Raw genomic sequence first — 14,685 nt, forward strand, 5'->3', positions numbered from 1 at the left:
TCGCTTTTGCATTTATCGTGCGGAATGAATAAGCCCGCAGGAATATGTCCGCAGCAGCCTCCGCCCGCCAGATTCTGACCCGCCTGACCGAGGTGATGGCCTCTCGCATGCATGCGCAGGGCAAGCTCGATCAGGTGGTTGAGATCATCGGCGAATGCCTGTCGAGCGAGGTGTGCTCGATCTACCTGCTGCGCGAAGGCATGCTGGAACTCTTTGCCACCCGCGGCCTCAATCAAAGCGCGGTGCACGTCACCCGGATGGCGATCGGCGAAGGCATAACCGGCGCAATTGCGCAGAAGGTGGAAACGCTCAATCTCGCCGAGGCCAAGGCACACCCAGATTTCCTGTATCGCCCCGAAACGGGCGAGGAAAAGTTTCATTCCTTTGCCGGGGTGCCCATTGTCTACCGCGCCCGCGCGGTGGGCGTGTTGTGCGTCCAGCATGTCGAACCGCGCCGCTATGAAGAGGTGGAGATCGAGGCGCTGCAAACCACTGCCATGGTGCTGAGCGAACTGATCGCGAATGCCGAACTGATCGACGAGGAACAGGCGCGCGGCCTGACATCGGATCAAACCGGGCCGCAAACAGTGAACGGCCTGACACTGGTAAAGGGCCTTGGTGCAGGCCATGCGGTCTATCACCAGCCGCGAGTCGAAATCACGCAGGTCATGGCCGACGATACCGAGGCCGAACGCCAGCGGGTCTACCGCGCTTTCGACAAGATGCGCGAACAGATCGACACGCTTACCAGCCAGGCCGAATTTGGCGCGGGCGGCGAACATGAAGAGGTGCTCGAAACCTACAAGATGTTCGCTTACGACGAAGGCTGGTCGCGGCGCATCAATGAAGCGATCGACAGCGGCCTGACCGCCGAAGCCGCGATCGAACGCGTGCAGCAGCACACGCGGATGCGGATGCGCGAGATCGACGATCCCTTGCTGGCTGACCGGATGCACGATCTGGAAGATCTGGCGAACCGGCTGCTCAGGATTGTGGCGGGGCAGGTGGGGACTGCGGCGTCGCAAGGACTGCGGCGCGACGCCATCCTGATCGCGCGCAACCTTGGCCCGGCCGAACTGCTTGAATATGACAAGCGGCGTTTGAAGGGCGTGATCCTTGAAGAAGGATCGCTGACGGCGCACGTGGTGATCGTGGCCCGCGCCATGAACGTGCCCGTGATCGGCCGCGCCAAGGGCGTGCGCGCCACGATTCGCGAAGGCGACGAAATCCTCCTCGATGCGACAGCGGGCAGCGCCAATGTGCGCCCGCTGCCCCAACTGGCCGATGCCTTTCAGGCCCGCTTTGCCAAAAGCCGCGAAAAGCAGGCAGCCTATGCCTCTTTGCGCGATGTGGAACCGTTCACGCGGTGCGGCACGCGTATTCAGGTCATGATGAATGCAGGCCTGCGCGATGATATGAGCGCGCTTGGCCTGACGGGCGCCGATGGGGTGGGCCTGTTCCGCACCGAATTCCAGTTTCTGGTGTCGGCCACGTTGCCGCAGCGCGAACGCCAGACCCGCCTGTACCGCGACGTGCTGGATGCGGCGGGCGACAAGCCTGTCATTTTCCGCACCGTCGACATCGGCGGCGACAAGTCGGTGCCCTATCTCGCTTCCGAAATCGCCGCGCAGGATGAAAACCCCGCGATGGGGTGGCGCGCATTGCGGCTGGCGCTGGAACGCGAAGGTCTGATGAAAATCCAGGCGCGTTCGCTGCTCGAAGCGGCAGGTGGGCGCTCGCTCTACGTCATGTTCCCGATGGTCAGCGAACCGTGGGAATTCGATGCGGCCAAGGCGGTGTTCGATGAACAGCTGACCTACCTGCGTGCGCAGAAGAAACTGCTGCCTGAACGGATCAACTTCGGCGCGATGCTTGAAGTGCCTGCGCTGGCCGAAGTGCTCGACCTGCTTTTGCCCAAGCTCAGCTTTCTGTCGATCGGCACCAACGACCTTACCCAGTTCCTTTTCGCCGCTGACCGGGCCAACCCCAAACTGGCTGAACGCTATGACTGGCTCAGCCCGTCGATCCTGCGGTTTCTGCGGCGCGTCATGCAGAACACCGTCGGCAGCGGGGTTGATATCGGGGTGTGCGGCGAGATGGGGGGGCGCAGGCTGGAAGCGCTGGCGTTGCTCGGGATAGGGTATCGCCGGCTGTCGATCACGCCCGCCGCGGTCGGCCCGATCAAGGAACTGGTCCGCAAGATCGACCTTGCCGAGCTGACAGCGGCGATGACAGCATGGCTGGCCGACCCCGCGCTCGACCTCAGGCAGAAGCTGTCGCAATGGGCCGATGAACGCGAGATCGAATACGATTGAACGCCGGGTTGCGAAGAAGCGTGCGCCCGATACGCTAGTGCGTTGTCGGCATGCTTGACAGAAGCGTCCCGACAGGGTGAGTCCCGTTCAAGGACAATTCACCCCCAATCAATCATTCAATAAGCCTCGAAAAGAAGGCGCGGACCCGGGTCATGGACATCGAAAACACCAATAGCGCAGGCAGTGCGCCTGAACTGCCCCTTTCCGGGCCAGGCGCGACCTTGCGCAGGGCACGAGAAGATCGGGGGCTTGATCTGGCGCAGGTCGCCGCAGAAACCCGCATCCCGGTTCGCCATCTTGCGGCGATCGAGGATGACAGTTTTGAAAGCCTGCCCAGCCGGGCCTATGCGATCGGATTTTCGCGGACGTTCGCGCAGGCCGTGGGGCTTGATCCGGCTGAGATAACCGATGCGGTTCGCGCCGAGCTTTCGGACGGGACGATGCGGCGCACGGCGCCATCTGCGGCGATGGAGCCGGGCGATCCGGCGCGATTGCCATCAGCCGGGCTGGCCTGGGCTGCGGCAGCGGCGGTGCTGCTTCTTGTCATAGGCGGCTATGCTTTTTTCAACGCGACCTTTGGCGCAGGGACCGAGCCCGGTTCGCTGCTGCAACCCGCGCCCGGGGCAACCACTGCACCTGCGGCAGTGACCGCGGCGCCCACGCCAGCGGCGGTTCCGGCCCCGGCAGCGAATGGCCCCGTCGTGCTGACCGCGCTGGAAGAAGGCATCTGGGTGCGTCTTTATGAAGACGGGGGCGAGCGTCTGTTTGAACGCACCCTTGCGCAAGGCGAAACCGTGACTGTGCCTGCCACCGCCACCGATCCGCGAATCAACACCGGGCGGCCCGATGCCTTGTCGGTGTCTGTCGGCGGACAGCCGGTTGCCAAGATATCCGATCGCGCTGAAACAATTTCAGGCGTTTCGGTACAAGCCGCAGCGCTTCTGGCACGGCCAACCGCGCCCGCAGCCAGCGAATAACCCTTTTTCCCGTTGATTAGGCTCTTTGCCGCACTCGACTTGATGCGCGGCACGGGGCAGGGATTCGGAACACGTTCATGTGCGCCGCGCCACGATGTGCGGCCATTGACAGGGAGCCTGACGCGCCATGACCCTCAGCTTGCGAAACATTACCGCGCCCATCATCCCCATGCGCCTTGCCGGTGCTCTGGCGCTGGCGGCGAGCGTGGCGACCTTTGCCGCACCGTCCCCTGCCTTCGCGCAGGATGGCGAGGCCGAAGCGCGTATCCGCAAAATCGAGGCAGAGGTCCGCGCCTTGCAGCGCAAGGTCTTCCCCGGTGGTGATGGTCGCTATTTCGAACCACAGATCGCACCCGGCACTGCCGCGCAGCCCGCCATCGGGGCGCAGCCCAGCCCTGCCGAAGCCACGGCGGTCACTGATATTCTTGTACGGCTTGATGCGCTGGAAACGCAGCTTCGTACGCTGACCGCCCGTTCCGAAGAACAGGCCAATGCCCTGTCGCAGATGGAAATGCGGCTGGCCGCGCTGGAAACCGCCACCAACGCGCCGCTCGCCGCGCCGATGAACCCCATGGCGACAGGTCAGACCGCGTCAGCCCTGCCTGCTCCCAGCACTGCGGCGCAGCCGCTGGCAAGTGCGCCGCGCCCGGTGCCCACGCAAGCTCCTGCCCCTGCGCCCACAGTGGCAGCGCCCAGTCCGGCGCGCCTTGCCGCGGTGCAGGCCATCACCAAGCCGCAGACCGCCGATGCCGGGGACGATGAATATTCCTACGGCTTCCGTCTGTGGAACGCCGGGTTCTATCCCGAAGCGCGTCAGCAACTGACCCGCTTTGTCGAACAATATCCCAGCCATTCGCGCATCAGCTTTGGCCGCAACCTTCTGGGCCGCGCCTTCCTTGACGACAACATGCCCGATGAAGCTGCGCGCTGGTTCCTCAAGAACTATCAGGCGAACAAGGCCGGCGACCGCGCGCCTGACAGCCTGCTGTATCTGGGCAAGGCGATGATCGCGTTGAACGACACGCGCAAGGCGTGCATCGCGCTGGCGGAATTTGGCGAAACCTATCCGCTGGTTGCAACCGGAAGGCTGGCGGATGATTACCGCGTCAGCCTGAACCAGGTGACGTGCAACTGACACAGGCAGCGGCGGCGCGGTTTGCCGCCGGGCTTGCAGCGCTCTGGCCCGAGGATGAGCGCAGCGGCCCGTTGGGCCTGGCGGTGTCCGGCGGCCCGGACAGCATCGCGTTGCTGCTGCTTGCGCATGCGGCGCTGCCGGGACAGATCGCGGTATGCAGCATCGATCATGGCCTGCGCGAAGCGGCTGCAGGCGAAGTCGCGCTGGTCGAACGGATCGCACGCGAACGCGGCATTCCCTTTACCGCGCTGTCGGTGAAAGTCGGCCCCGGCAATGTGCAGGCCCGCGCTCGCGCTGCGCGTTATGCCGCGCTGGCCGAATGGGCGCAGGAAGCGGCGCTGGGGGCGGTCGCCACCGCGCATCATGCCGACGATCAGGCCGAAACCGTGTTGATGCGGCTGAACCGGGGCAGCGGACTGGCGGGGCTCGCCGCCGTGCGTGCGCGAACGCAGATCGAAGACAGCGATATTAGTTTGCTGCGTCCGCTGCTCGGTTGGCGCAAGGCAGAACTGGCCGCTTTGGTGAGCAGCGCCGGGATCGTCCCCGCGCAAGATCCATCAAACACCGATATCACCTTTGACCGGGCACGGCTGCGGCAGCACATGGCGGATGCCGACTGGCTCGATCCTGCCGCACTGGCCACCAGTGCTGCGCATCTGGCCGAGGCGTGGCAGGCGCTTGCATGGTACGCCGAACTTGACTGGCACGAGATGGTGATGCGCTGCGACAATGCCGATGGCACGGCAAGCTATGCCTATTGTGCCAATGTCCCGCGGCTGATCGGGATCGAAACGATCCGGGCGATCATCGCCGCGCTGGGCGGTCACGCCAGCCGGGCCGAAGCGTCACGTGCATGGGACCGGCTGTGGGCGGGACACAATGCCTCGCTAGGCGGCGTGCTGGGGGTGCCCGGCGTTGAAAGGGTGGAAAAGGTTGGCGTGCAGATGCGCGTCTGGCGCTTTGGCGCAGAACCGGCACGCGGAACGATCAACTGACAACGCGTTACAGAACCTTGTCGCCAATCCCGATCATCTTGCCGCGGGTGATGATGACCTTGTCTCCGCGCCGCGCGGCAGCATACAGCTTGGCGGCAAATTCATCCGGTACGCCGATGCAGCCGTGGCTGGCATAGCCATTCATCACCGGCGAACCGTGGATCGCAATGCCATCCCAGGTCAGGCGCAGTGTGTGCGGCATGGGCGCGTTGTCGTATTTTTCCGAAACATTGTCCTTCTCCTTCGTCAGGATCGGGAAGGCGCCCAGCGGGGTGGGATGGCTTTGCGTCCCCAGCAAGGCCACCGCTGTTCCGATTTCATGCCCATCGCGGAAGGCACTGATGACGCGCGCTTCCAGATCGACGGTAATTACCAGCTTGCCTGCGCCAAGTGCTGCGCTTTCATCCCAGAACCAGTCGCCATAACGGATCGAACCCTCGATCGGCAGGATCGACTTGATCACAAAGGGATCATTGCTGGTGAGGACCGCTGGCGTGGGGGCCACAGGCATGGGCGCGGTGGGAAGTGGTTGCACCACCGGCGCGGCAATCATCCGCACCGCCGGGCCGCGCGGGGCCACTGCGGCTGCATCGCCGGCGGGTTCGTCCGTCATGGCAGGCGCGCTGGACAAGGTGACCGGCCCGGGCGCCTCTGCAGTCAGAGGCGGAAGGCCCGTGATCGTGGGGAAGGCTGCGCCATCTACATCGTTCATCGCCTCGTCAGGATCGACCGTGTCGAATGCGCGCTGCGCCTGCGCGGCGACGACTTCGGCGGCCTCGGCAGCGCGGCCGGTATCGGCGCCGGATTGCGCTACAGCGGCGGCGGGCAGGGCTGCAAGGGCGAACGTGAGGGCGAGTGTACGGATCATGGCGATGGTATATGCCTTGATTAACGAATCCTCGCCAGAGGTTAACCATTCGCCGTCCCTTGCGGGGACGCTGGCGGGTCGCGGGTTAACGGGTGTCGCGGCAATGCCGGCCCGCCTGCTTTCCTACAGCCAAGCCTTGCGGTTACACCCGTGCCCGGCTCCTTGTCATCGTTGGTGCGCGCCGCAAGGCGGACATTGGTACGTATGAGGCCCTGTCCGGGGGGAACGTTTTTCGTTCCTTGGACAGTGTCTCATGTGTCTCCTACAGGCCACCGCGATGGTGCAAGCCCGCTGCGATCCGGTGTCAGGCGATCACGCCGAACAGATCATGCGCGTCGGCATCTTCGATGGTAGCCGCGACGATATCGCCGGGTTTGAGGGTAGCGGGAACGTTGCGCAGATAGACCGCACCGTCGATCTCGGGCGCGTCGGCCTGACTGCGGCCCGTCGCGCCGATATCGCCATCCTCGTCGGCTTCGCCGATGTCATCGATGATGACCGGAAAGGTACGGCCGATCTTGGCAGTCAGCTTGGCGGCGCTGATCCGTTCGGTCACTTCCATGATCCTGGCGTAGCGTTCTTCCTTGATCGCTTCAGGCACCTGATCGGGCAGGTGGTTGGCCGCAGCGCCTTCGACCGGTTCGAACCGGAAGGCGCCCACACGGTCAAGCTGCGCTTCTTCAAGCCAGTCGAGCAAGTATCGAAAATCGTCTTCGGTCTCGCCGGGGAAGCCGACGACGAAGGAGCTGCGGATCGCGATGTCGGGGCAGATGGCGCGCCATGACTTGAGGCGTTCGAGCACCTTGGCTTCGTTCGCGGGCCGCTTCATCAGCTTCAGCACCTTGGGGCTGGCGTGCTGGAACGGGATATCAAGATAGGGGGTCAACAGCCCTTCCGCCATCAAGGGGATGACCTGATCGACGTGCGGATAGGGATAGACATAGTGCAGGCGAACCCACGGCGTCTGGCCATCAGGTGTGCGCAGATGCCCCAGTTCGCGGGCCATGTCGGTCATGTGCGCCCGCACTTCGCGGCCCTTCCAGCTGCGCGGTTCGTGGCGGGTGTCGACACCGTAGGCGCTGGTATCTTGCGAGATGACAAGCAATTCGCGGGTGCCTGCTGCGACCAGCTTTTCGGCCTCGCGCAGCACCGCGTCGATCCGGCGACTGGCCAGCTTGCCGCGCAGGTCGGGAATGATGCAGAAAGCGCAGGAATGGTTGCAGCCTTCGGAAATCTTGAGATAGCTGTAATGACGCGGGGTCAGCTTGATATCGGGCTGCGGAATAAGGTCGATGAAGGGCCCTTGCGATGGCGGAGCATGGGTATGTACCGCCTCGACCACCTGTTCGTATTGATGGGCGCCTGTCACTGCCAGAACCTGCGGATGCGCGGCGCGGATGGCGTCGGCTTCCTCGCCCATGCAGCCGGTCACGATCACGCGGCCGTTTTCAGCAATGGCCTCACCGATCGCGGCCAGGCTTTCCTCCTTGGCCGAATCCAGAAAGCCGCAGGTGTTCACCAGCACGATGTCCGCGCCCGCGTAATCTTCGGCAAAGGCATAGCCATCGGCGCGAAGCCGCGTGAGGATGCGCTCGGAATCGACGAGCGCTTTGGGACAGCCGAGGCTGACCATGCCGATCTTCTTCTGATCGGGAAGGATTGTGGTTGCAGTGGTCATGATTGGCGCGCCCTCTACACCGAAGTCGCAAGTTACGCTACAGGCAAGCCATGCGGATCACGATCACCAAAGGGGCGGCGCACGATCACGTCGCAGTTGATCGGGCAGACGGGACGCGTGACGCCTTCGCCGTTCCCAGAAAGGGACCCTATCCGCACGATGCCTACCACTTTTTCGTTGAGCGCGAACTGGGCCTTGCTGGCGGGTTCTGGGGGCTTGTCGCGGCGGGGCTGGCACCCGATGCAGTGCAGGCGCTTGCGCTGGCAGGGGGGCATGCCAGTGCGAAGCGGGCCGCGATCCCCGATACGGCGATCATCGAATTGCTTCAGGCCGAACGGCTGGTCGAATGTTTTGAAGCCGCAAGCTGGGGTGGCGGGGCTGATGACGCTGCGATTATGGCGATGGCTGAGCCTGCCTGGGCGGCATCACACGTACCGCGACCTGACGGCGTACTTACGCGGCTCGGCACGATCCGATCCGGACTCGATGCCTTTCTGGCGCGATGGCGCGTTATCGATGAAGGGGCGTCAATCGTGCTCGATTGGCCCGGAATGACAAGCGAGGCAGCATGAACGACTTTGCACTGTGGCCCGTCGTGGCCGGAACGGCGGCGTTCTTCGTTGTCAGCCTGCTGTGGTACGGCGTGGTCTTTCCGGCATCGCGTGTCCCCGCGCGGCGTGCAGCCAGCTGGCAGGCGGAAAGCAAGCGCGGGCCGCTGGGCCTTGGGCTGGCGTTGGTGCTGACCATCGCTTTTGAAATGCTGATCGCGATGGTCTTGTGGCATCTGCTGGCCCGCACCGACCCGCCCGCGTTTGTCGTGATGATGATGGCAATCGGGTTTGCGATTGGCGTGATGATTCCCGCTGTCGGGATCAACTATCTACAGCAGAAACAGCCGCTTTCGCGGTTCCTGATCGACGCGGGCCATTTGATTGCTGGCATGGCGTTGATGGGCGCCGTGTTCGTATGGCTGCGAACCTAATCAGGCCAGATCACCGTCCCGTGCGGCGGTCGGTACAATTTCCACCACGACATCCCCGGGTAGCAGCGTCTGGCATTCGTTCTCCCAGAACCCGATGGCGCGGCCATTGCGATACACGCGCAGACCCTGGCCGCCGCTGCTCAGTTCGGCGATCGACTTGCCGCATTCGGCTTCGCTGACCACGCGTTCGACCAGCTGCACCCGCCCGCCCACGCTGGCGAGATCGGCGAGATAGTCGGCAATGTGTGCGCCCTTCACACTGCCTGCCAGCAGCAGACCGGTGAAGCGCACGGGGTTGATGACATTGTCCGCCCCTGCCTGCCGGGCCAGGGTTTCATTGTCGTCCGCACGCACCACCACGCTGATGGGCACCTTGGGCGCCAGATGCCGGACGGTGAGTACGATCAGGATCGAGGTGTCATCGCGTCCCGCCGATACCAGCACGCTCTGCGCTTCGGCGATCCGCACAGATTGCAGCGTCACATCGCGGGTCGCATCGGCAGCCATGACATTGACGCCTAGCTTTTCGGCCTCGCTCAACCGCTCTTCAGACGGATCGATAACGACAATGCACCGCGGATCGACCCCGCGCTCGATCAGTTCGCCCACGCTTTGCGAACCCGAAACGCCATAGCCCAGCACGACGACATGATCGGTCAGCTGCTCCTGAATACGAGCCATGCGCCATTTCTCCCAGCTGCGCTTGATAACGAAATCGTAGGCGGCGCCCACGAAGATGAACAATACGGCGATCCGCACGGGCGTTACCAGCACGGCTTCGATCAGCCGCGCGCGATCCGACACCGGGGCGATGTCGCCAAACCCGGTGGTGGTGACGCTGATCATCGTGAAATAGACGACATCGAGAAAGCTGATATCCCCGTCGACATTGTCGATCAGTCCTGCGCGGTCGTACCAGTGGATCAGGATAACCATTCCCAGCAGGAAGAACGCGATCCCCAGACGGATGCCGATGTCGCCCCATACCGGCAGCTTGACCTGCCGCCGCAGCGGGGTGAACCGTTCCTGGCTCGACGTCTTGCGCCTGAACGGGTTGCGAGCCGGATCCCTGGCCATCAGTCGCCAAACCGTTCGGCAAGGATGCCGATGGTCGAATAGTGGGTCAGATCAAGTTGCAAAGGCGTCACTGCAACATAGCCATCATCGATCGCTTCCAGATCCGTACCGTGGTCGATTGTGTGTTCAATCTGATCCAATCCGAACCAGAAATACCGGTATCCCCGCGGATCGCGCCCTTCGACCAGCGTGCCGCGCGCGTAATCATGGAACCCTTGCCGCACGACGCGTATGCCTTTCACAGCATCGGGTGCGAGCGCAGGGAAGTTGACATTGATAAGCGTGCGGTCGGCCAGCGGCGCGTCAATCAGCTTGGCCAGAACTTTCGGCCCCCATTCGCGCGCCGCGCCAAAGGGCACGTCATCGCCCAACCCTTCGCGCGCATAGACTTGACTGAACGCGATCGAGCGGATGCCGGCCAGTGCGCCTTCGATCGCGGCGGAGACGGTTCCCGAATAGGTAATGTCATCGGCCAGATTGGCGCCGCGGTTGACGCCGGACAGGATGATGTCCGGCGCCTCCGGCATCACCGTGCGCAGCGCCATCATCACGCTATCGGTGGGCGTACCTGTGACCGCAAAGCGGCGCTCGTCATGCTGGTGCAGCCGCACGGGACGGTTGAGCGTAAGCGAATGGCCTGCGCCCGATTGTTCTTCCGATGGCGCGCAAATCCAGATGTCATCGGAAAATTGCCGGGCGATTTCTTCCAGCACCTTCAGGCCGGGGGCGTGGATGCCGTCGTCATTGGTGAGGAGAATTCTCATGCCTCATCCCCAACGTCGTCACGCTGAACTTGTTTCAGCATTCATTTGTCCTTTCGGTGCCGACGCTTGCGGATTGATAGATCGTGGAACGAATTCAGGATCACGGAAATGGTTACTGCCCCGTGATAACCTCAAGCCCGCCCATGTAGGGCCGCAGTGCTTCAGGCACCGTGACCGAGCCATCAGCATTCTGGTAATTCTCGATCACCGCTACCAGCGTGCGCCCGACCGCGAGGCCGGAGCCGTTGAGCGTGTGGACGAATTGGGTTGCCTTCTGCTCGCCCGCGACGCGGTAGCGGGTGTTCATGCGGCGCGCTTGAAAATCGCCGGTGTTCGAACAGGAACTGATTTCGCGATAGGCGCCTTGCCCCGGCAGCCAGACCTCAAGATCATAGGTCTTGCGTGCGCCAAAGCCCATGTCGCCGGTGCAGAGCAGGAGCTTGCGATAGGGCAGGGCGAGACGTTCGAGGATGGTTTCAGCGGCGCGCACCATGCGCTGGTGTTCTTCTTCGGAGTCTTCCGGCTTCACGATGCTGACCAGTTCGCACTTCTCGAACTGATGCTGGCGGATGAACCCTCGCGTATCACGCCCCGCCGCCCCGGCTTCGGAACGGAAGCACAAGGTCAGCGCGGTAAGGCGCAAAGGGAGGGCGCTTTCATCGAGCAATTCGCCCATGACGCTGGCGGTCAGGCTGACTTCGGAAGTAGGGATGAGCCAGCGGCCCTCTGTCGTATGGAAGCTATCCTCGGAAAATTTCGGCAATTTGTCGGTGCCGTACATCGCCTCGTCCTTGACCAGCACGGGCGGGTTGCATTCGGAATAGCCGTGTTCGCCGGTCTGCACGTCGAGCATGAACTGGCCGAGCGCCCGGTGCAGGCGCGCCATCGGGCCGCGCAGGAAGGTGAAACGTGCGCCTGAGAGCCTTGCGCCGGTCTCGAAATCCATCCCCAGCGCAGGGGCAATATCGGCATGTTCACGGGGCGCGAAATCGAAGCTTCTGGGTGTGCCCCATTCACTTTCCACCCGGTTGTCTTCTTCGCTGCCACCGTCGGGTACGTCGTCAGCAGGAAGGTTGGGAATGATCGCCAGCGCATCCCTGAGCTGTGCTGCCAGCGTCTCCGACTGCGTTTCAAGCGCCGGCATTTTGTCCTTGAGCGCGGCGACTTCGGCCTTCAGCGCCTCGGCAGCGTCCCTGTCGCCCTTGCCCATTGCTGCGCCGATCAGCTTGCTGGCTTCGTTGCGGCGCGACTGGGCGATCTGAACCTGCGTGGTGACCGCCCGGCGTTCTTCGTCCAGCGCGATCAGTGCTACAGCCTGCGCGGGCAGCCCGCGCCGTGCCAGACCAGCGTCGAAGCTTTGCGGGTTTTCTCGGATCAAGCGAATATCATGCATGGCGTCGGCCTATGCCCGCTTGGAAAGCCCAAGGAAAGAGGGAGAAAGGGGCGGCTGCGACACAACTGCGCAGGCCGCCCCTTTCCGAACGCAGCGATCCGTTATGGCTGCGGTCAGAACGCGAAGCCGACCATCACATTGTAGGTGCGCGGGTCGCCGAAATAGACGGTCTGGATGTTGCCGACCGAGCTGAATTCCTGACCATCGGTGCGGTACAGTTCGTCGAACACGTTCTTCACGCCGCCCTGCACATAGAACCGGCGATCGGCGTCATCGAACCGGACAAAGGCGTTGGCCAGCCAGTACCCCGGCTCGACCAGTCCGGGCCGGTTGTCGACGCTCAGGAAATGGCGATCCACAAAGCGCGCATCGCCGCCCAGCGTCACCGATCCGGCATCGCCCAACGGGATCCGATAATCGGTGCCGACCGTGAAGGTGATGGGCGGCGCGAAGGCGGGCTCGCAGGTGATCTGGTTGCCAGTCGGGTTGCAGCTGAAAGTCGGCGGACGGCGGCCATCGTTGAATTCGTCATACTGCGCATCAAGGAAACCGAAGGTGCTGCGCAGCGTCCAGTTGCGGGTCGGCTTGACCACGCCTTCCAGCTCTGCGCCCCAGATCGACATCTTGCCGGCGTTCAGAACCGGGAAGGTCGCCACCGCGCCGCCGCCGACGCGCGCCTGGAAATTGCGGAAGTCGCTGTAGAACACGCTGCCGGCAACATAGACGCGGCCATCAAGGAAGCTCGCTTTCGCCCCGCCTTCGTAGGTCCAGACGGTTTCGGGCTCGAAAGTGGTGACCAGCTGCGGCACGCCGTCGACGACCTGTGTCAGATCGGCAAGGCTGTTGGCGCGACCGTTGAAGCCGCCGGATTTGAACCCGCGCGCTGCCGTCACGTAGATTTGGCTGTCAGCGCCCGGTTTGAACGACAGCGTGACGCTGGGCGTAAAGGCATCGAACGTAGCCTTGTTGTCTTCATTCAGCGGAGCAGGAAGACTTCCGGGGAAGCTGAAGGAAATGCCGTTCAGCGCGGGGAAGGTCGACACCGTGGTTGTAAAGCGATCGTAGGTGCGTTCTTCCTTGGTGTACCGCAGCCCTGCGGTCAGGCTCAACCGGTCGGTGAAATCATAGGTCGCCTGACCGAAGGCGGCGTAGCTCTTGGTGTTCTGCGAATCATCGATAAGCCGCGTGAAGGGAACGCCGAACAGATCATCGGCATACGCTTCCTGATGCGAGCTGACGGTTTCGTTGAGGTAGAACAGTCCGAACACACCCGAGAAACGGTCCGTGTCCCACTTCAACTGGACTTCCTGGCTGAACTGGCGCTGGTCGATGCCAACAAAGACATCGCCAAGTTCGGCCTCGGTGGCATCAATGTCGACGAACAGTTCGGGGTCGAGCTTGCGCCAGCTGGTGATGCTGGTGAGCGTGAGTGCATCGCTCAGCGTCAGGTTGGCGGTGAGGTTTGCTCCCCAATGTTCAAGTCGCTGCCCTTCATCACCGGTAAAGCTGGTTGAGGCGCGGAAATCATATTCGCCGTAGGGGTTGGCCGGGATGGGCCGCACACCGCCCAGACGGGCGGTCGGATAGCCCAGCGTCAGCGCATTGCGCTGCCGGTTGTAATCGCCCGAAGCGATGATTTCGAGCGCATCGGTGGCCTGTGCCCGCAAGATTCCGCGCACGGTAAGGCTGTCACGATCATTGTAACGCCGACCGGTGCGCGGATCGGTGACGAGGCCATCACGCTTGTCCCACTGACCTGCAAGGCTCAAGGCGATGCGGTCCGTCACCAGCGGGGCATTGGCGTAACCGTTCAGAACGATCTGATCGTAGCTGCCGTAAAGCGCGGAGCCTTGGACGCGGACATCGTTCAGATCGGGCTTGCGGCTGACCACCGAAATCGCGCCGCCGGTGGTATTCTTGCCGTACAGCGTGCCCTGCGGGCCGCGCAGAACTTCGATGCGTTCGACATCGAACAGATTGAGAAGCGCGCCCTGAATACGCGACAGGTAAACCCCGTCGACATAAATGCCGACGGCAGGGTCGAAGGTCTGCAGCGCATCGGGCTGGCCCAGACCGCGAATGAAGATGTTGGCGCTTGCCGCAGAGCCGCGGCCCTGCACCAGATTGAGGTTGGGCGCCGCCGCCTGAAGTCCGGACAGGTCAACCGCTTGAAGCCGCTGCAAATCGGCCTGTTCGAACGCGGTCACGGCGACCGGCACATCGACAAGGCGTTCTTCACGGCGGCGTGCCGTCACGATGATCTCGCCTTCAGCCGCATCAGCAGCCGTCATCACATCATCAGCCGTCATATCCTGTGCTGATACCGGTGCTGCAAAGCCGGCAATTCCTGCGCAACCGGCAAGCAGCAGCGCACGCATATACGGTGAAGTTCTCATGGGGTTTTCCTCTCCTGGCCCTTTTATGGCGACTGTGATATTGAAAGTTGAACCACCTTTCAAGTTTAGACTTGTGCCGTAAGGCTGTGCCGCCTACCGAAAGCA

The 14,685-nt window shown here is 63.0% G+C and carries 12 protein-coding genes; 6 read left to right on the top strand and 6 right to left on the bottom strand.

All coding sequences use genetic code 11. The features are described from left to right. Positions 1–44: 44 nt before the first annotated feature. From ptsP to tilS, 4 genes are all read left to right on the top strand, one after another. On the top strand, positions 45–2,315 hold the full coding sequence (gene ptsP, locus SJY33_RS00185) for a phosphoenolpyruvate--protein phosphotransferase (protein ID WP_379920474.1): 2,271 nt from the start codon (positions 45–47) through the stop codon (positions 2,313–2,315). 152 nt (positions 2,316–2,467) lie between these two features. Then, entirely contained in the window at positions 2,468–3,292 is an 825-nt protein-coding gene (locus tag SJY33_RS00190; RefSeq protein ID WP_379920475.1) for a helix-turn-helix domain-containing protein, read from the top strand. A 127-nt stretch (positions 3,293–3,419) separates the two neighbouring features. After that, the gene (locus SJY33_RS00195; protein WP_379920476.1) at positions 3,420–4,427 is read left to right on the top strand and encodes a tetratricopeptide repeat protein; all 1,008 of its coding nucleotides are present in this window, start codon (positions 3,420–3,422) and stop codon (positions 4,425–4,427) included. Continuing rightward, entirely contained in the window at positions 4,418–5,422 is a 1,005-nt protein-coding gene (gene tilS, locus SJY33_RS00200; protein WP_379920477.1) for a tRNA lysidine(34) synthetase TilS, read from the top strand. Before SJY33_RS00195 ends, tilS begins: the two co-directional genes overlap by 10 nt. A gap of 7 nt (positions 5,423–5,429) precedes the next feature. Here tilS and SJY33_RS00205 read toward each other — a convergent pair whose 3' ends face one another. Both SJY33_RS00205 and rimO read right to left on the bottom strand, forming a co-directional pair. Then, the gene (locus SJY33_RS00205) at positions 5,430–6,290 is read right to left on the bottom strand and encodes a L,D-transpeptidase family protein (protein ID WP_379920478.1); all 861 of its coding nucleotides are present in this window, start codon (positions 6,288–6,290) and stop codon (positions 5,430–5,432) included. Between the two features lie 304 nt (positions 6,291–6,594). After that, the gene (gene rimO / locus SJY33_RS00210; protein ID WP_379920479.1) at positions 6,595–7,968 is read right to left on the bottom strand and encodes a 30S ribosomal protein S12 methylthiotransferase RimO; all 1,374 of its coding nucleotides are present in this window, start codon (positions 7,966–7,968) and stop codon (positions 6,595–6,597) included. Between the two features lie 50 nt (positions 7,969–8,018). On the opposite strand from rimO, the gene SJY33_RS00215 reads away from it, so the two are divergent. Both SJY33_RS00215 and SJY33_RS00220 read left to right on the top strand, forming a co-directional pair. Continuing rightward, positions 8,019–8,540: a hypothetical protein gene (locus SJY33_RS00215; RefSeq protein WP_379920480.1), complete on the top strand. Its 522-nt coding sequence runs from the start codon at positions 8,019–8,021 to the stop codon at positions 8,538–8,540. After that, the gene (locus tag SJY33_RS00220; RefSeq protein WP_379920481.1) at positions 8,537–8,950 is read left to right on the top strand and encodes a DUF1761 domain-containing protein; all 414 of its coding nucleotides are present in this window, start codon (positions 8,537–8,539) and stop codon (positions 8,948–8,950) included. The genes SJY33_RS00215 and SJY33_RS00220 overlap by 4 nt, the downstream gene beginning before the upstream one ends. Here the strand turns inward: SJY33_RS00220 and SJY33_RS00225 are convergent, their stop codons facing one another. The 4 genes from SJY33_RS00225 to SJY33_RS00240 all read right to left on the bottom strand — a co-directional run bounded on the left by SJY33_RS00225 (position 8,951) and on the right by SJY33_RS00240 (position 14,580). Then, positions 8,951–10,027 carry a potassium channel family protein gene (locus SJY33_RS00225; RefSeq protein WP_379920482.1) on the bottom strand — a complete coding sequence of 359 codons (1,077 nt, stop codon included), beginning with the start codon at positions 10,025–10,027 and terminating at the stop codon, positions 8,951–8,953. Further along, complete coding sequence (gene surE / locus SJY33_RS00230) at positions 10,027–10,791, bottom strand: 5'/3'-nucleotidase SurE (RefSeq protein WP_379920483.1); 765 nt, start codon at positions 10,789–10,791, stop codon at positions 10,027–10,029. Before surE ends, SJY33_RS00225 begins: the two co-directional genes overlap by 1 nt. A 112-nt stretch (positions 10,792–10,903) precedes the next feature. Continuing rightward, on the bottom strand, positions 10,904–12,184 hold the full coding sequence (gene serS / locus SJY33_RS00235) for a serine--tRNA ligase (protein ID WP_379920484.1): 1,281 nt from the start codon (positions 12,182–12,184) through the stop codon (positions 10,904–10,906). 113 nt (positions 12,185–12,297) lie between these two features. Beyond that, entirely contained in the window at positions 12,298–14,580 is a 2,283-nt protein-coding gene (locus tag SJY33_RS00240) for a TonB-dependent receptor (protein WP_379920485.1), read from the bottom strand. Positions 14,581–14,685 lie beyond the last annotated feature (105 nt).

Origin of the sequence: Erythrobacter sp. R86502, assembly GCF_042466465.1 — a bacterium.
GTDB lineage: Bacteria > Pseudomonadota > Alphaproteobacteria > Sphingomonadales > Sphingomonadaceae > Erythrobacter.